General features: G+C 67.2%; 15 protein-coding genes. 7 read left to right on the top strand and 8 right to left on the bottom strand.

Translation table 11 applies throughout. The features are described 5' to 3' along the window. Positions 1-93: 93 nt before the first annotated feature. Together MJ122_RS08480 and MJ122_RS08475 are read right to left on the bottom strand one after the other, a co-directional pair. Positions 94-840: a helix-turn-helix transcriptional regulator gene (locus tag MJ122_RS08480; RefSeq protein WP_239743712.1), complete on the bottom strand. Its 747-nt coding sequence runs from the start codon at positions 838-840 to the stop codon at positions 94-96. Between the two features lie 186 nt (positions 841-1026). Beyond that, entirely contained in the window at positions 1027-1980 is a 954-nt protein-coding gene (locus MJ122_RS08475) for an AraC family transcriptional regulator (protein ID WP_239743708.1), read from the bottom strand. A gap of 93 nt (positions 1981-2073) precedes the next feature. Between MJ122_RS08475 and MJ122_RS08470 the strand changes: the two genes are divergently transcribed. After that, positions 2074-2907, top strand: coding sequence for an oxidoreductase (locus MJ122_RS08470; RefSeq protein ID WP_239743706.1), 834 nt, complete (start codon positions 2074-2076; stop codon positions 2905-2907). Between the two features lie 7 nt (positions 2908-2914). On the opposite strand, the gene map is transcribed toward MJ122_RS08470, so the two are convergent. The 3 genes from map to MJ122_RS08455 form a co-directional block, all read right to left on the bottom strand. Beyond that, a complete protein-coding gene (gene map, locus MJ122_RS08465; RefSeq protein WP_088421569.1) occupies positions 2915-3685 on the bottom strand; it encodes a type I methionyl aminopeptidase in 771 nt (256 codons plus the stop codon). Further along, positions 3682-3891 (bottom strand): ParD-like family protein, encoded by a 210-nt coding sequence (locus MJ122_RS08460; protein ID WP_239743703.1) that lies wholly within the window; start codon positions 3889-3891, stop codon positions 3682-3684. Before MJ122_RS08460 ends, map begins: the two co-directional genes overlap by 4 nt. 92 nt (positions 3892-3983) lie before the next feature. Further along, positions 3984-4898: a LysR substrate-binding domain-containing protein gene (locus MJ122_RS08455; protein WP_239743700.1), complete on the bottom strand. Its 915-nt coding sequence runs from the start codon at positions 4896-4898 to the stop codon at positions 3984-3986. Positions 4899-5032: 134 nt separating this feature from the next. Between MJ122_RS08455 and MJ122_RS08450 the strand changes: the two genes are divergently transcribed. The 6 genes from MJ122_RS08450 to sulP all read left to right on the top strand — a co-directional run bounded on the left by MJ122_RS08450 (position 5033) and on the right by sulP (position 12482). After that, positions 5033-5860, top strand: a complete 828-nt coding sequence (locus MJ122_RS08450) for a MaoC family dehydratase N-terminal domain-containing protein (protein WP_239743697.1) — start codon at positions 5033-5035, stop codon at positions 5858-5860. A gap of 48 nt (positions 5861-5908) precedes the next feature. Continuing rightward, the gene (locus MJ122_RS08445; protein ID WP_088421573.1) at positions 5909-7069 is read left to right on the top strand and encodes an acyl-CoA dehydrogenase family protein; all 1161 of its coding nucleotides are present in this window, start codon (positions 5909-5911) and stop codon (positions 7067-7069) included. Positions 7070-7088: 19 nt separating this feature from the next. Further along, positions 7089-8438 carry an MmgE/PrpD family protein gene (locus tag MJ122_RS08440; protein WP_239743694.1) on the top strand — a complete coding sequence of 450 codons (1350 nt, stop codon included), beginning with the start codon at positions 7089-7091 and terminating at the stop codon, positions 8436-8438. 110 nt (positions 8439-8548) lie between these two features. After that, positions 8549-9739: a CaiB/BaiF CoA-transferase family protein gene (locus tag MJ122_RS08435; protein WP_239743693.1), complete on the top strand. Its 1191-nt coding sequence runs from the start codon at positions 8549-8551 to the stop codon at positions 9737-9739. A gap of 14 nt (positions 9740-9753) precedes the next feature. After that, entirely contained in the window at positions 9754-10587 is an 834-nt protein-coding gene (locus MJ122_RS08430; RefSeq protein ID WP_239743691.1) for a CoA ester lyase, read from the top strand. Between the two features lie 167 nt (positions 10588-10754). Beyond that, entirely contained in the window at positions 10755-12482 is a 1728-nt protein-coding gene (gene sulP, locus MJ122_RS08425) for a sulfate permease (protein ID WP_239743689.1), read from the top strand. Here the strand turns inward: sulP and MJ122_RS08420 are convergent. The 3 genes from MJ122_RS08420 to MJ122_RS08410 are packed head-to-tail and all read right to left on the bottom strand — an operon-like array spanning position 12479 to position 16126. Next, the gene (locus MJ122_RS08420; RefSeq protein ID WP_239743686.1) at positions 12479-13495 is read right to left on the bottom strand and encodes a DUF2955 domain-containing protein; all 1017 of its coding nucleotides are present in this window, start codon (positions 13493-13495) and stop codon (positions 12479-12481) included. The genes sulP and MJ122_RS08420 overlap by 4 nt on opposite strands. After that, complete coding sequence (locus MJ122_RS08415; RefSeq protein ID WP_239743683.1) at positions 13485-14609, bottom strand: HlyD family secretion protein; 1125 nt, start codon at positions 14607-14609, stop codon at positions 13485-13487. Before MJ122_RS08415 ends, MJ122_RS08420 begins: the two co-directional genes overlap by 11 nt. After that, complete coding sequence (locus MJ122_RS08410) at positions 14606-16126, bottom strand: TolC family protein (RefSeq protein ID WP_239743681.1); 1521 nt, start codon at positions 16124-16126, stop codon at positions 14606-14608. The genes MJ122_RS08415 and MJ122_RS08410 overlap by 4 nt, the downstream gene beginning before the upstream one ends. Between the last annotated feature and the right edge of the window lie 3 nt (positions 16127-16129).

Here is a 16129-nt window from a genome sequence, read left to right as displayed (position 1 = left end):
GTCACTTCGCTTCGGACTCCCGCAGGTTAGGGTCTCAGCCGGTACGGCTCTCTCGCACCGCCGACAACCAGCCTCGCGAAAATGACAAGCTGCTCAGCCGCGAACCGCCTGGTAGTGGCTGGGCGACTGCCCGAGGATGCGCTTGAAGGTCTGCGAGAAGGCGCTCGGGCTCTGGTAACCGTGCTCCAGCGCCACTTCCAGCACCGAGGCGCCGGCGATCAGGCGTTGCAGGCTGAGGACCATGCGCACGCGGGTGCGCCAGTCGCCGAAGTTCATCCCCAGTTCGCGCTGGAACAGACGGGCGAGGGTGCGGCTGCTCATGTTCAGCTGCTGCGCCCAGTCCTCCATGCCGGTTTCGTCCGCCGGAGCGCCGATCACCGCGTTGCACAGCCGCAGCAGGCGCGGGTCCCGTGGCATGGCGAGGTGGATGCCGACTGTTTGTGCCGCGTCCATCTCCACCAGCAGCAACTCGTGCAGGCAACGGCGGCGGTGCTCGCTGCCGTCACCCGCTTGTATCGCGCTGGCGGCGACCAGCAGTTCCCGCAGCAGGGGCGTCACCGCGATCAGCTGGCAGTACTGGCCACCCCAGGGCCAGGTGGAGGCAGGCATGAACAGCGTGCGCATGCGCACGCTGCCGAACATGCGGATCTGATGCTCGGTGCCCGGCGGCACCCACAGCGCGTGGCCGGCCGGAACCACCCAGTTCTTCTGCGCCGCGCCTACCAGCATCACGCCGGAGATCGAGTGGATCAGCTGCGCCTGGGCATGGCAGTGCGGGAGGATTTCCTCGCCATCCTGGTGGTCGTAGGCGAGCGCCTCCAGGGACAGGGCGCAGGTCATGGCGCGAGGCCTTCGGGGCGGGTGGGAGAGTCGAGCGGTTGCATGTGGGGCTCCTGGGGGAACCAGCATTCTAGGTGAAACCACCCGCCAGTTTCTGGCGTTAAGTTGCTGTAATGCATTATTGGCGGCAATAAATGATCGTCAATTGGACGGTTCCTGGAATTATCAAGAAGATATCTGGCGGGTTCAGTGAGACGAGACGTAAGCCGAAGCTTCCTGCGCTGGCGGAATCGCGAAGTTCTCCCGCATGCGCTGCGCCTCCGCCAGTGGCGTGCGGCCGAACAGGCGCTTGAACTCCCGGTTGAACTGCGAGGCACTGGCGTAGCCGACCGCCAGGCTCGCCGCCTGCGCCGTCATGCCTTGGCGCACGATCAGCAGACGCGCCTGGTGCAGCCGTGTGCACTTGAGGTACTGCATGGGCGAGGTGCGGGTAATGGCCTTGAAGTGGCTGTGGAAGGACGGAACGCTCATGCCGGCCTCATTGGCCAGTTGCGGCAGGTCGATGGGCTGCGCGTAGCCCGTATGGATGCGCTGCAGGGCCCTGGCGATGTTGCCGAAGCGGCCACGCATGGCCAGCGCCGCGCGCAGGGTGTTGCCTTGGGTGCCGGTCAGTACGCGGAAGTACAGCTCGCGCAGCAGGGCCGGTGCGAGGACGGCCGCCTCCAGCGGGTCGCCCAGCGCTTCGAGGAAACGCAGCACCGATTGCGTCAGCGCCGGGTCCATTGGGCTGGAGATCAGGCTGCGCGGGGCGTCCTTGGTGCATGGCTTGCCTATCGAGTCGATCTGCAACATCAGCTCGGCAGCGAGCTGGAAGTCCAGGTGCAGGTAGATGGCCAGCAGCGGCCGCTCGGCAGTCGCATCGGTTTCCATGGTGAAGGGCACCGGCACCGCGACGGCCAGGTAGTGCTGTTCGTCGTAAACGTAGATCTCATCGCCGAAGTACCCGCGCTTGCAGCCCTGGCAGACGATCACGATGCCGGGATCGTAGAGCACCGGAGTGCGCGCCAGTGGTCGGTTCGAGCGGAGCAGTCGCACGCCCGGAAGCGCCGTGAGGTTGTAGCCCTCCTGAGGAGCCAGTGCGGCGAGCAGGGCAGTCATGCGCGCCTGGTCGGTCCGGGGAGCGTCGTCGTCTTTTCTCATAGAATCAGGCAATACAATCAGAGGTTGAGGTCTCTTGAAGGGAAGTGGCGCTGAGTATTGTGCACTCAATTCCCCCGCAATGGAGTCATCCCCATGTCATCTTTCAAGACCCTCCTGATCACCGGCGCCAACAGCGGCTTCGGCCTGGCCCTGGCTCGTGAGGCGCTCGCAGCTGGACATCGTGTGGTCGGCACGGTGCGCACCGAGCAGGCCCGCGCCGAACTGGAAGCACTGGCGCCCGGGCAGGTCTTCGGGCGCCTGCTCGATGTGACCGACTTCGATGCCATCCCAGGTGTGGTTGCTGAAATCGAAGCGAGCTTCGGCCCGCTGGATGTGCTGGTGAACAGTGCCGGCTACGGCCACGAAGGCATTCTCGAGGAGTCACCGCTGGAGGCGATGCGCCGGCAGTTCGAGGTGAACGTCTTCGGCGCCGTGGCGATGATTCAGGCCGTGCTGCCTGCCATGCGCACTCGCCGCCGTGGGCACATCCTCAACATCACCTCGATGGGCGGTTATATCACCCTGCCGGGCATCGCCTATTACTGCGGCAGCAAGTTCGCCCTGGAGGGCATCAGCGACGCGCTGGGCAAGGAAGTCGAAGGCTTCGGTATCGCGGTGACGGCGGTGGCTCCAGGCTCCTTCCGCACCGATTGGGCCGGGCGTTCCATGGTTCGCAGTCCGCGTTCCATCGCCGATTACGACGCGCTGTTCGACCCGGTGCGCCAGGCGCGACAGGAAAAGAGCGGCAAGCAGTTGGGCGACCCGGCGAAAGCCGCGCAGGCGATGCTGGCGGTCATCGAGGCGCCGGTGCCGCCACGGCACCTGCTGCTGGGCAGCGATGCGCTGGGCCTGGTACGGCAGAAGCTCTGCGCACTGGAAGAGGAGATCAGCCATTGGGAAGCGCTCACCCGTTCCACCGACGGCTGAGCGGCGATCAGTACCCGGCGCTGCGCTCCTCGGGGCGCAGCGTGAGGACCTCGAAGCCCTTGGCGGTCACCGCCACGGTGTGCTCGAACTGCGCCGAGAGCTTGCCGTCGAGGGTGACTACGGTCCACTCGTCCGCCAGGGTTTTCACCCCGGAGTGCCCCTCGTTGAGCATGGGTTCGATGGTGAAGGTCATGCCTTCCCTGAGCACCTGGCCGGTGCGCGGGCGACCGGAATGCAGCACCTGGGGCGGCTCATGCATCTCGCGGCCAATGCCGTGGCCGCAGTATTCCTCGACCACGCTGTAGCCGTTCTGCCGGGCGTGCCGCTCGATGGCGTGGCCGATGTCGCCGAGGCGGGCGCCGGGTTTCACCGCGCGAATGCCTTTCCACATCGCCTCGTAGGTGATCTCCACCAGGCGTTTTGCCGCCGGTGAGACCTTGCCGATCAGGTAGGTCTTGCTCGAGTCGGCGATGAAGCCGTTCTTTTCCAGGGTGATATCGAAGTTGACGATGTCGCCATCCTGCAGGCGGTCCGCTGCGGACGGCACGCCATGGCAGACCACCTGGTTGCGCGAGGAGTTGAGCACGTAGGCGAAGCCGTACTGGCCCTTGCTGGCCGGGCGCGCCTGTAGCTCGTCGACGATGTAGCGCTCGACCCGGTCGTTCACTTCGAGGGTGGTCATGCCTTCCAGCGACAGGCTGTCGACAAAGCCGAAGACCTTCGCCAGCAGTCGGCCGGACTCGGCCATCAGCGCCAGTTCTGCCGAGGTCTTGATCATTTCGCGCCCGCCATGGCCGGGTATTTCACCCCGGCCTCCTGGAGTTCGCGGGTCACGATCTCGTTGAAGCTCAGGGTCGGTTCCAGCTCGCAGAGCATGCCGATCTTGATCCAGAACGCGGCCTGGGCGTTGATCGAGCGGCAGGCCACGGAGCTGGCGCGGCGCAGCTGGTCGTGCAGGTCGTCGTCGAGGTTGATGATGCCCATGGACGATCAGTCTCCATATGAATCATTACAAAACATATATTCATCATATGGCTGTGGTTGGCAGAATGCAAAAACGGCCAGGCAGCCGGCACTCAGTCCGCTGGCTGTCCCGTGGCGCTGTCCTGCAGGCCGCGCAGCAGGTCCACCAGTGCGCGGGCGCAAGCGGGCAGGGCTTCGCGATCGCGCAGCAGCACGCTGCGCTCGCGAACCACCCAGGGCTCGTCCAGCGCCAGTATCTGCAGGTTCATGGTGCGGCTGTGGCGCACGGCGGCCGTTTCCGGGATCACGCCGATGCCGACCCCGGCTTCGACCATCCGGCAGATGGCCTCGAAGCTGGCCACCTGGATGCGCAGGTTGAGGTCGCCGCCCATGCGTTCCACGCGTTCGCGCAGGAAGCTCTGCAGGGTGCTGCCTTCATGCAGGGCGATGTGCGGATAATCCAGGGTGTCGGCGAGCGTCAGCCGGGGCAGGGCGCACAGCGGGTGACCCGGGGCCACGGCGAGGACCAGGCGGTCAGTGCTGAAGTGGATGACCTGCAGGCCTTCGGCGCGCACCGGGCCGGCAACGATGCCCAGGTCCGCGGAGCCGTCGAGGATGGCGCGGACGATGTCGCGGTTCAGCCGCTCCTGCAGGTCCACGCTGACGCCGGGGCGTTCGGCGAGAAAGTCCGCCAGCAGTTCGGGGAGGAATTCGGTGACCGCCGTGGTGTTGGCGAAGATGCGGATGTGACCGACCTGATCGCCCGCCTGGCCACTGAAGTCACTTTTCAGGTGATCCACCTGGCGCAGGATCAGGCGCGCATGCTGCAACAGGCGCTGGCCCGCCGGGGTCAGCTCGACGCCACGGTTGTCGCGGTAGAGCAGGCGGCAGTCGAGCTGGCCTTCCAGCGCCTTGATCCGCGCGCTGGCGGCGGCCGCCGAGAGATGGGCGCGGCGCGCTCCCTGGGTCAGGCTGGGAGCCTCGGCGATGTGGATGAACAGGCGCAGGTCGGCGAGATCGAAATGCATGTAACGGGTTCCCGCTAGGCTTGGGGATGGGAGTGGCGTTCGGTGCAGCTTAACGCCGGATTATGAAAATGTGGATTCGACTAACGCAAGCCCTGTTGCATGCTCCGTTCACCCAACCTGCCAAGAGGTCCGAAATGAGCGATTCGCCCTATGCCGACTGGATCGGCCGCTCTCAGGAGCGCGAGGAAGAACTGAGTACGCTGCTGGTCCGCCGCCTGGCCGTGACCCTGGCCGAAGAGGCCCCGGCTGCCGGCGAGGCGCTGCCGCCGCTGTGGCACTGGATGTTCTTCCAGGATGAAGTGACCGAGCCGGGCCTGGGCGCCGACGGCCACCCGGCGCGGGGCGGTTTCCTGCCCCCGGCCGATGGGCGCAACCGCATGTGGGCCGGCGGTCGTCTGGAATTCCACGAGCCGCTGCGCGTCGGCGGTGTGGCGAAGCGCACCACCACTATCCTGAACGTCGAGGAAAAGCACGGCCGCACCGGCTCGCTGCTGTTCGTCACCCTGCGCCACGAATTCACCCAGGACGGCCGCCTGGCTTTCAGCGAGGAGCAGGACATCGTCTACCGCGAGCCCAGCCCGCCCAAGCTCTCCAGCGGCGAAGCGCTGCCAGCCGGCGATTGGAGCGAGGCGGTGGTGCCATCGCCGATCCTGCTGTTCCGCTACTCCGCGCTGACCTTCAACGGCCACCGCATCCATTACGACTGGCCCTACGTCACCGAGGCCGAAGGTTACCCCGGCCTGGTGGTGCACGGCCCGCTGATCGGCACCCTGAACCTGCGCGCCTTCTGCCGCGCCAACCCTCAGGCACGCCTGCGTCGTTATTCCTACCGTGGCCTGCGTCCGCTGATCAGTCCCGAACCGTTCGAAGTCGCTGGGCGCCTGATTAGCCCCGGCAAGGCCGAAGTCTGGGCCGGCAATGGCGCCGGTATCGCCCAGCGCGGCGAAGTGGAATTCGACTGACCGCACCTCGTGAAGGTGCCTCCAACAAGAAAGACATGAGGTGTTTCGATGACGTCCACCCCCGAAGAGCTCCAGGCCATCCGTGAAGGCGTTCGCGCCCTGTGTGCGGAGTTCCCCGCCGAATACTGGCGCAGAATCGATGAAGAGAAAGGCTTCCCCGAGGAGTTCGTCCGCGCCATGACCGAAGCTGGCTGGCTCTCGGCGATGATCCCGGAGGAGTACGGCGGCTCGGGCCTGGGCCTCGCCGAGGCCTCGGTGATCCTCGAAGAAGTGAACCGCTGCGGCGGCAACTCCGGCACCATCCACGGGCAGATGTACAACATGTTCACCCTGCTGCGTAACGGCAGCGCCGAGCAGAAGGCCTACTACCTGCCCAGGCTCGCCAGCGGCGAACTGCGCCTGCAGTCCATGGGCGTGACCGAGCCCACCACCGGCACCGACACCACCAAGATCAAGACCACCGCCGTGCGCAAGGGCGACAAGTACGTGGTCAACGGCCAGAAAGTGTGGATCTCGCGCATCCAGCACTCCGACCTGATGATCCTGCTGGCCCGCACCACGCCGCTGGCCGAGGTGAAGAAAAAGTCCGAGGGCATGTCGATCTTCCTCGTCGACCTGCGCGAAGCCGTCGGCAACGGCCTGACCGTGCAGCCCATCGCCAACATGGTCAACCACGAGACCAACGAGCTGTTCTTCGACAACCTGGAAATCCCCGCCGGCAACCTGATCGGCGAAGAGGGCAAGGGCTTCAGGTACATCCTCGACGGCCTCAACGCCGAGCGCACACTGATTGCCGCCGAGTGCATCGGTGATGGCCGCTGGTTCACCGAGAAATCCGCACAGTACGCCCGCGACCGCGTGGTGTTCGGTCGGCCCATCGGGCAGAACCAGGGCGTGCAGTTCCCCATCGCCGAGGCGCACATCGAGATCGAGGCCGCTGACCTGATGCGCTGGCGCGCCTGCGAGGAATACGACAGCGGCCGGAACGCCGGCGCCGCCGCCAACATGGCGAAGTACCTGGCGGCCAAGGCCAGCTGGGAGGCGGCCAACGCCTGCCTGCAGACCCACGGCGGCTTCGGCTTCGCCAACGAGTACGACGTCGAGCGCAAATTCCGCGAGACACGCCTGTACCAGGTGGCGCCGATCTCCACCAACCTGATCCTGTCCTACGTGGCCGAGCACCTGCTCGAACTGCCGCGCTCTTTCTGATCGACCGGGACGACAAGCGATGAACAATACCCACGCCCTCGCCGAGTTCCTTGCCGGCCTGCGTTACGAAGACCTGCCCGCGTCCGTGGTCGAGTACACCGAAGAACTGTTCCTCGACTGGCTCGGCTCGGCCCTGGCCAGCCAGAACCGCCACCCGATCCCGTTGTTCCAGCGCTACGCCCAGCGCATGGGCCCGGCGAGCGGCAAGAGCCGCGTGCTGGTGGACGGCACCTCGACTTCCGCTTACTTCGCTGCGCTGGTCAACGCTGCCAGCTCGCACCTGGTGGAGCAGGACGACCTGCACAACAGCTCCGTGCTGCACCCGGCCACCGTGGTGTTCCCGGCGGCCCTGGCGGCTGCGCAGGAGCTGGGCAAGTCCGGCCGCGAGCTGATCCTCGCCAGCGTCGCCGGCTACGAGGCCGGTATCCGCATCGGCGAGTTCCTCGGCCGCTCGCACTACCGCATCTTCCATACCACCGCCACGGTGGGCACCCTGGCTGCTGCAGTGGCCGTGGGCAAACTACTGGGCCTGGACAGCCGGCAGTTCGTCAACTGCCTGGGCAGCGCCGGCACCCAGGCCGCCGGGCTCTGGGAATTCCTGCGGGATGCCGCTGACTCCAAGCAGCTGCACACTGCCAAAGCCGCGGCTGACGGCCTGCTCGCCGCCTACCTGACGGCCGATGGGCTGACCGGCGCGCAGAACATCCTCGAAGGCGAGCAGGGCATGGCCGCCGGCATGTCCAGCGACGCCGACCCGAGCAGGCTGGTGGACGGGCTGGGCACCCGCTGGGCGCTGTGCGAGACCTCCTACAAGTTCCACGCCTCCTGCCGCCATACCCATCCCGCCGCCGATGCGCTGTTGGGCCTGATGCAGCGCGAAGGGCTCAGGCATGGCGACATCGCCCAGGTCACCGCCCGCGCGCACCAGGGCGCCATCGACGTGCTCGGCCGCGTGGTGGTGCCACAGACGGTGCACCAGGCGAAGTTCTCCATGGGCACCGTGCTGGGCCTGATCGCCGTGCACGGCAAGGCCGGGCTGGTGGAGTTCGAGAAGTTCTCCCTGAGCGACACCGAGGTCTCGGCCTTCCGCGAGAAGGTCAGCATGCAGCTCGACCCCGAAGTGGACGGCGCCTACCCGCGGCGCTGGCTCGGCCGCGTCGACGTGCTTACCACCGACGGCCGTCAGCTGCACGGCGCGATCGACGAGCCCAAGGGCGATCCTGGCAACGGCCTGAGTCGCGCGGAACTGGAAGACAAGTTCCGCCGCCTGCTGGCCTTCGCCGGCCAGCGCAGCGAAGCTGAAGCGGACCGCCTGGTGCAGGCCTGCTGGCGTCTGCATGAGCTGCCGGAGCTGGGCGTCTTCCACTGAAGACGACTTCCACCCAAGAGAGTCTCACGGGCGGCCTGGCCGCCCGGTCCCACCGCCCGATATTTCTGAAGAATTCGCGTCGGCCAGTCGGCCGGCGTCTGGAGTTGCCCATGAGTTCGCGCCCCCTCGACGGCATCACCGTCGTCAGCCTGGAACACGCCATTGCTGCGCCGTTCTGCACCCGCCAGCTGGCCGACCTCGGCGCCCGCGTAATCAAGATCGAGCGCCCTGGCGTCGGCGACTTCGCCCGCGGCTACGACGAGCGCGTGCGCGGCCTGGCTTCGCATTTCGTCTGGACCAACCGTTCCAAGGAAAGCCTGTCCCTGGACCTCAAGCAGGAGCCGGCGCAGACCGTGCTGGAGCAACTGCTGGAAACCGCCGACGTACTGGTGCAGAACCTCGCGCCGGGCGCGGCCGCGCGTCTGGGCCTGTCGTTCGAAGCGCTGCACGAGCGCTTCCCGCGCCTGATCGTCTGCGACATTTCCGGCTACGGCGAAGGCGGCCCCTACGAGCAGAAGAAAGCCTACGACCTGCTGATCCAGAGCGAGAGCGGCTTCCTCTCGGTGACCGGCGGGCCGGGCGCGGACGAGATGGCCAAGGCCGGTTGCTCCATCGCCGACATTTCCGCCGGGATGTACGCCTACAGCGGCATCCTCTCCGCGCTGCTGCTGCGCGGGCGCACGGGGGAGGGCAGTCGCGTCGAGGTGTCGATGCTCGAAGGCATGGCCGAGTGGATGGGCTTTCCCATGTACTACGCCTTCGAAGGCCAGTCGCAGCCGCCGCGCGCCGGCGCCGCCCACGCCACCATCTACCCCTACGGGCCTTTCCCCACCGGCGATGGCGGCAGCGTCATGCTCGGCGTGCAGAACGAGCGCGAGTGGAAGCTGTTCTGCGAGGTCGTCCTGCAGCGTCCGGAGCTGGCGGCCGATCCGCGCTTTACCGCGACCAGCCTGCGCGTGGCCAACCGCGATGCCTTGCGCACGCTGATCGTCGAAGCCTTCGCCAGCCTCGGCGCCGAGCAGGTGGTCGAGCGCCTGGAACAAGCGCAGATCGCCAACGCCCACGTCAACGACATGCGCGGCCTGTGGCAGCATCCGCAACTGGCCGCCCGCGACCGCTGGCGTGAGATCGACAGCCCGGCTGGTCGCCTACCGGCGCTTTTGCCGCCGGTGAACAGCAATGCCTATGCGCCGCGCATGGACGCTGTGCCGGCTTTAGGTCAGCAGACGGATGACCTGCTGCGGGAACTGGGCTATACCCCCGGTGATATCCAGCGCCTGCACGAGCAGGGTGCGGTATGACCCAGGAGGACCCAATGATCCAGCAAAGCCAGGCGGATTCCATCGTACGAACCGCGCTGTTCGTTCCCGGCAGCCGCCCGGAGCGCTTCGCCAAGGCCCTGGCCAGCGGCGCCGACGCGGTGATCGTCGACTTCGAGGACGCCGTCGAGGCATCGCTCAAGGCCCAGGCCCGGGACAATCTGGAAGCCTTCCTCGGCGCCAACCCGGAGGCCCGCGTGCGGGTGCGGGTGAACGCCGCTGGCGATCCGGAGCAGGCGGCCGATCTGGAGCTGTGCCGGCGCCTGCCGGGTGTCATCGGCATCCTGTTGCCCAAGGCCGAGCGCGCCATGCAGGTGCGCATCGCCGCGTCCTGCGGCAAGCCGGTCTGGCCGCTGATAGAGAGCGCCCGCGGCCTGCTCGCCCTGGGTGAAATCGCTGCCTGCGAGGGCGTGGAGCGCCTGACTTTCGGCGGCCTCGACCTGGCGCTGGACATCGGCATGAACAGCGGCACCCCGGCCGCCGCCGTGGTCTATGACCAGGTGCGCCTGAACCTGCTGCTGCATTCGCGGGTGAACGACCTGCAACCGCCGCTGGACACGGTTTTCCCGGCGTTCGACGACGCCGAGGGCTTTGCCGCGACCATCCGCCATGGCCGCGACCTGGGCTTGCTGGGGGCGTTGTGCATTCATCCGAAGCAGGTGGGCGTTGCCCATGCGGCGCTGGCCCCGAACGCCGACGAACTGGACTGGGCGCGGCGGGTGGTGACAGCTGCCGAGAGCGGCGCGGCGGCCTTCCAGGTCGACGGGCAGATGGTCGATGCGCCGGTGCTGAGTCGTGCTCGACGCCTGCTGGCCAGCGCCGGTGATTGATCGGTGAATCGCCGTCAGGCCCCGCTTCTTGCGAGGCGGGCGGCAGCGCAGAACCGCGTTCTTGACCGGGAGCACCGCCAGCCGGTGGATGGCTGATCTACGCTAGGGAACGGGAAGACCCCCTTCGCACGGGGCTTTCGCCGCCATCGCCCGGAGCCGTCACCCTCATGCCCGATACTTCACCACGGAAACCTTCCGGCTTCGACTGGCAGCGTTGGCTGCCGGGTCTCGTCACCCTGCGCAATTACCAGGCGAGATGGCTGCCGAAGGACTTCGCCGCCGGCCTGGTGCTGACCACCATGCTGGTACCGGTGGGTATCGCCTATGCCGAAGCATCCGGCGTGCCGGGCATTTATGGCCTGTACGCGACCATCATCCCGCTGCTGGCTTATGCGCTGTTCGGTCCGAGCCGAATTCTGGTGCTCGGCCCCGATTCGGCGCTGGCCGCGCCCATCCTCGCGGTGGTGGTGCAGTACGCGGCGAGCGACCCGCAACGAGCAATTGCCATCGCCAGTCTGATGGCGCTGGTGTCCGGTGCGGTGTGCATGATTGCAGGCCTGTTGCGCCTGGGCTTCATCACCGAACTGCTGTCCAAGCCGATCCGCTACGGCTACATGAACGGCATCGCGCTTACCGTGCTGGTCAGCCAGTTGCCCAAGCTGTTCGGCATCAAGGTCGACAGCGAAGGGCCGCTGCGTGATATCTGGAGTCTGGGCCAGGCTCTGCTGGAAGGACGCGCCAACTGGACGAGCTTTGCGGTGGGAGCGGGCAGCCTCGTGCTGATCCTGCTGCTCAAGCCGTACAAGCGCATTCCAGGCATTCTCATCGCGGTGATCCTGGCGACGCTGGCGGTCAGCCTGTTCGACCTCGGCAGCCACGGGGTCAAGGTGCTCGGGCAGTTGCCGCAAGGATTGCCGTCCTTCGCCTTCCCGTGGGTGAGCGATATCGATCTGCTGGAAGTGATGCTGGGCGGCGTCGCGGTGGCGCTGGTGTCCTTCGCCGACACCAGCGTCCTGTCGCGTACCTATGCCGCGCGATTGAAGAGTCCGGTGAACCCCAACCAGGAAATGTTTGGCCTCGGTGTGGCGAACGTCGCTTCCGGGCTGTTCCAGGGTATTCCCATCAGCAGCAGTTCCTCGCGCACGCCGGTGGCCGAGGCGGCAGGGTCGAAAACCCAGCTCACCGGCATCATCGGCGCGCTGGCGGTCACCCTGTTGCTGCTGATGGCGCCGAACCTGATGGAGCACCTGCCCAACAGCGCGCTGGCCGCCGTGGTCATCGCCGCCGCGCTGGGCCTGTTCGAATTCGCCGACCTCAAGCGCATCTATCGCATGCAGCCCTGGGAGTTCTGGCTGTCCATCGGTTGCTTCGCTGGCGTGGCGGTGTTCGGCGCCATTCCGGGCATCTGTATTGCCGTGGTGATCTCGGTGATCGAGTTTCTCTGGGACGGCTGGCGGCCGCACCACGCGGTGCTCGGACGGGTCGACGGGGTGCGCGGCTATCACGACGTAACGCGTTACCCGAATGCCCGGCGCATCCCCGGACTGGTCATGCTGCGTTGGGACGCGCCGCTGTTCTTCGCCAACGCCGAGCAGTTCCAGAACCAGGTACTGGCTGCCCTGGACGAGTCACCGACGCCGGTGCAGCGGTTGGTGATCGCCGCGAGCCCGGTGACCAGCATCGACATCACCTCTGCCGACATGCTCGCCGAACTGGACAAGCAGCTGGAGCAGCGCGGTGTCGAACTGCAGTTCGCCGAGATGAAGGACCCGGTGAAGGACAAGATGAAGCAGTTCGAGCTGTTCGAGGGCCTGGGCGAGTCGGCCTTCCACCCGACGCTGGGCGCGGCCGTGGATGCCTACCTGGCCGACTCCGGGGTGGACTGGAAACCCTAGGTCGTCCGGGCCTGCGCGCGGCGGCCATCGATCCAGATAAGCATGCCGCTGGCGTACAGCGATACCGCGAGGAACAGTGCCATGCGGATGGCGAAGGCGCGGTAGACGTCCTGGCCACCGGCGCTGTCCGCCACTGACTGGCCGAGCAGGATCAGCATGGTGGTCAGGCAGCTGACCCAGTAGGCCGGGCTCTTGCGCGTGGCCACTGCGGCGTACAGGCGACGCCCTTGCCAGAGGGTGAAGAGCAGCACCCAGAGGAAGAACATCCATAGATGCACGAAAAGGCTCAGGGCGCTCCAGACCAGCATTGCCAGCACGCCGGCCAGCAGGGTGGAACCGATCAGTTCGCGGCTGGCGTGGCGCGCGCGGGTTTCCCCGGCCTGCTGGCCGAGGCTCACCGACTTCATGATCAGCGGCATGAAGCGGTCCGGCGCGATGATCGCCAGCAGGAAGGCCGGCATCACGATCAGCGTGGCGCGCAGGGCGATCCAGCCGACATCCTGCTCATTGGGCAACGGTGGAGCGGGGGGCGAGGGCGCATCGGCCGGCTCCGGGAACAGGGCGTGGGCCACCGCCGTGCTCAACACGGCCAGCAGCATGCCCTTGGCCAGCGCTTCCACCACCGATAGCGCCAGGGTGAAATCACTGGTGCCGGCAGCGGCGATCATGGTCAGGCCGATCACCAGCAGGTTCGCCAGCAGGCCGTTGCCGCCGCGCAGCGCGTAGCGGAACACGCAGTAGAGACCCACGCCCACCAGCAGCACCCCCGTAAGCGGCGCGTGGCGCAGCAAGGGGATCAGCAGCAGGCCGATGCCGCAGCTGAGCATCACCAGCAGTGCCAGCGCCGGTGCGGCCTTGAGCGGCAGCGCCTGGGCGCGCATCGCCAGCAGGAGCACGGCAAGCACGGGAGCGAGGAACGGAATGGGCATGCCGATGCCGTAGCTCGCCGCCAGGCACAGCGCCGTGCCCCAGGCCAGCCGAAGCGCCCGGCGCCGCCGCAGCTCAATAGGCATACGACAGCCAGCTCATCAGCCACATGAACGCGCGGCCGAGCAGGTTCAGCGGGTTGCCTTCGCTGGGCAATGCCATGACCTCGGCCTGGCCACCGACGCGCAGTCCGGCGGGGCTTTCCAGTTGGTCGCGGTCCAGCTCGACGATCACCGGGAAGCGCTGCGCCGAGCGCAGCCATTCGCGGCTGTTCTGCACAGTCGGTAGCGAGCCCGGAGGTGTACCCTGGCCGACGCTGACGCCATAGCCGATGCTGCGGATGCGTCCCTTGAGCAGCTCGCCGGGCAGTGCGTCGAGCACTACCAGTACCGGCGTGCCGTTGCGCAGGCGGCCGAGGTTGTTCTCGGTCATGTCGGCGCTGATCCACAGGTCGTGGATGGCGATCAGCGTCATCACCGGGCTGCCGGGGCCGACGTAGTGGCCGACGTCGGTGCGCAGGTCGGTGATCAAGCCGTTGGAGTCGGCGCGTACCGTGGTGCGGGCGAGATCCAGACGAGCTTTGGCGACGTTGGCCATGGCGCTGCGCAGCTGAGCGTTATCCTCGTCGTGGCCGCCTTGCTGCTCGCGGGCGCGCTCGACCTCGGCGCGGGCTGCCGCCACCTGGCTGGCCGCCTGCTCGCGGGTCGCCTGCGCGGACTCCAGCCGCCGCACGGAAACCGTGCCGGGGTCTTCCTGATAGAGCCGCTGCAGTCGCTCGGCGTCCTGCCGCGCCTTGCGTTCGTTGGCCTGGGCAGCGGCCAGCGAGGCCTGGGCCGAATCGATGCCGGCGGTACTTGCGCCGATCTGCCGGCGCACCGTGTCCAGCTCTGCCTCGGCGCGTTGCAAGGCGATCCGGTACTGCTCCTGGTCCAGTTCGAAGAGCACGTCGCCCTTGCGCACTTCCTGGTTGTTGCCCACGGCCACGCGCTTCACCGGGCCGGCGACCTCGGCGCTCACCGCCACCACGTAGGCCTGCAACCGTGCCTGCTGGGTGTAGGGCGTGAAGCGGTCGGCGAGCAGGTACCAGGCCAGGCTGACGACGATCAGCAGCAACACCAGGCGCATGCCGCGATCCGGCGCAGACTTTCCGGGAACCGGGGGCGAGGGCGGTGCCGGTGGGGTAGCGGGGGTGTCGCTCATTTCGGGCTTCCTTGATCCTGGGCGGTGGGGGCGGGCTCATCGAGCAGGTCGCCCCAGTCGGTGCGTTGCTGCATCTGTTGCCGGGTGGCGGAATCAATGGGCGGGCGCTGGCTGTCCCAGCCGCCGCCCAGGGCCTTGTACAGCGCCACCAGGCTGCTGACCGCGTTGCCGCGGCTGACCAGGTAGCCGTCCTGCTGCTGCAACAGCAGTTGCTGGGCATCGAGCACGCGCTGGAAGTCGGCGAAGCCCTCGCGGTACTGCGAGCTGGCGAGGCTCAGCGAACGCTGCGCCGCCTGCGAGGCCTGTTCACGGATGCCGGCGCTCTGCAGCGAGCGCACCAGTCCGCTGGCTGCGTCGTCGGCTTCGCGCGCCGCGTTGCGCACGTCCTGCTGGTACAACTCGATCAGTTGTTGCAGACGCACATCTTCCACGCGCACGGCGTTCTTGCGCCGTCCGTAATCGAAAGGGTTCCAGATCAGGCTCGGGCCGGCGGCGAGGTTGAAGCTGTCGGGCAGGTTATTGGCCGAAACGAAACTCCAGCCGAGGCTGCCGATCAGGCTCAGCGACGGGTACAGGTCGGCTTCGGCGACACCCACCAGCGCGGACTGCGCGGCCACCGCCTGTTCGGCGGCGCGGATGTCCGGCCGGCGCTGCAGCAGGCTGGCCGGCACGTCCTGGAGAATTGCACCGTTGGGCATCGGCAATTGGCCATGTCTCGCGACCAGCTCCGGCATCTCGCCTGGCGGGCGGCCGAGGAGGGCGCAGAGGATGTTGCGCAGGGCGTTCACCTGGTTCTCGAACTCGGGGATGGTCGCTTGGGTCGCCAGGTACTGGGTGCGCGCCTGCTGCCAGTCCAGTTCGTCGTTTTCGCCGTGGCGGAACAGCCGCTCGGTGATCTCCAGGCTGCGCTCCTGGCGCCTGGCGTTCTCACGGGCGATGTCCAGCCGCGCCTCGGCGGTGCGCAGGCCGAAGTAGGTGTCGGCGACCTGGGCTCGCAGCAGCACCATGGCGTCGGCATAGTTGGCCTGGGACGCGAAGTACGCCGCGTCGGCCGACTCGATGGCGCGGCTGAAACGGCCCCAGAAGTCGATCTCCCAGCCGATGTCGAAACCAACGCTGGATTGCCAGAACACCGAGTCCCGTGCGCTGGGCGTGCCGTGCTGGTTCTGCTTGAGGTAGAGGCTGTCGGCGCTGATCTGCTGCAACTGCGGATAGCGCCCGGTCTCGGCGATGGCCAGTTGTGCGCGTGCTTCGGCGATGCGCAGCCCGGCCACGCGCAGGCTGGTGTTATGCGCGTCGGCCTCGGCGATCAGGGCGTCCAGCGTCGGGTCGGCGAACACCGTCCACCAGCGTCTGAAATCCGGCGCAGCCGCCCGATGGCTGGCCTGGTTCAGCAGTGGCGTGCTCCAGTCGTCCAGCCAGGGCTGCACCGGCTTCTGGTAGTCCGGACCGACCTGGGTGCAGCCGCCCAGCAGGGCGACAAGGAACAGGGGGCGGAGGCTGGCGCGCTCTGGCATGGC

Source organism: Pseudomonas sp. DP-17, from assembly GCF_022380625.1.
Classification (GTDB): Bacteria; Pseudomonadota; Gammaproteobacteria; order Pseudomonadales; family Pseudomonadaceae; genus Pseudomonas; species Pseudomonas nitroreducens_A.
The sequence above is the reverse complement of the archived record's forward strand: the minus strand, read 5'-3'. Positions and strand labels throughout refer to the sequence as shown.

What these genes read in the sequence shown, in the direction of transcription:
- MJ122_RS08440 (WP_239743694.1), top strand. Translation starts at nt 7,089, where the DNA reads ATGAACAATACCCACGCCCTCGCCGAGTTCCTTGCCGGCCTGCGTTAC.
- sulP (WP_239743689.1), top strand. Translation starts at nt 10,755, where the DNA reads ATGCCCGATACTTCACCACGGAAACCTTCCGGCTTCGACTGGCAGCGT.
- MJ122_RS08410 (WP_239743681.1), bottom strand. Translation starts at nt 16,126, where the DNA reads ATGCCAGAGCGCGCCAGCCTCCGCCCCCTGTTCCTTGTCGCCCTGCTG.
- MJ122_RS08445 (WP_088421573.1), top strand. Translation starts at nt 5,909, where the DNA reads ATGACGTCCACCCCCGAAGAGCTCCAGGCCATCCGTGAAGGCGTTCGC.
- MJ122_RS08455 (WP_239743700.1), bottom strand. Translation starts at nt 4,898, where the DNA reads ATGCATTTCGATCTCGCCGACCTGCGCCTGTTCATCCACATCGCCGAG.
- MJ122_RS08475 (WP_239743708.1), bottom strand. Translation starts at nt 1,980, where the DNA reads ATGAGAAAAGACGACGACGCTCCCCGGACCGACCAGGCGCGCATGACT.
- MJ122_RS08435 (WP_239743693.1), top strand. Translation starts at nt 8,549, where the DNA reads ATGAGTTCGCGCCCCCTCGACGGCATCACCGTCGTCAGCCTGGAACAC.
- MJ122_RS08470 (WP_239743706.1), top strand. Translation starts at nt 2,074, where the DNA reads ATGTCATCTTTCAAGACCCTCCTGATCACCGGCGCCAACAGCGGCTTC.
- MJ122_RS08430 (WP_239743691.1), top strand. Translation starts at nt 9,754, where the DNA reads ATGATCCAGCAAAGCCAGGCGGATTCCATCGTACGAACCGCGCTGTTC.
- MJ122_RS08480 (WP_239743712.1), bottom strand. Translation starts at nt 840, where the DNA reads ATGACCTGCGCCCTGTCCCTGGAGGCGCTCGCCTACGACCACCAGGAT.
- MJ122_RS08450 (WP_239743697.1), top strand. Translation starts at nt 5,033, where the DNA reads ATGAGCGATTCGCCCTATGCCGACTGGATCGGCCGCTCTCAGGAGCGC.
- MJ122_RS08415 (WP_239743683.1), bottom strand. Translation starts at nt 14,609, where the DNA reads ATGAGCGACACCCCCGCTACCCCACCGGCACCGCCCTCGCCCCCGGTT.
- MJ122_RS08460 (WP_239743703.1), bottom strand. Translation starts at nt 3,891, where the DNA reads ATGGGCATCATCAACCTCGACGACGACCTGCACGACCAGCTGCGCCGC.
- map (WP_088421569.1), bottom strand. Translation starts at nt 3,685, where the DNA reads ATGATCAAGACCTCGGCAGAACTGGCGCTGATGGCCGAGTCCGGCCGA.
- MJ122_RS08420 (WP_239743686.1), bottom strand. Translation starts at nt 13,495, where the DNA reads ATGCCTATTGAGCTGCGGCGGCGCCGGGCGCTTCGGCTGGCCTGGGGC.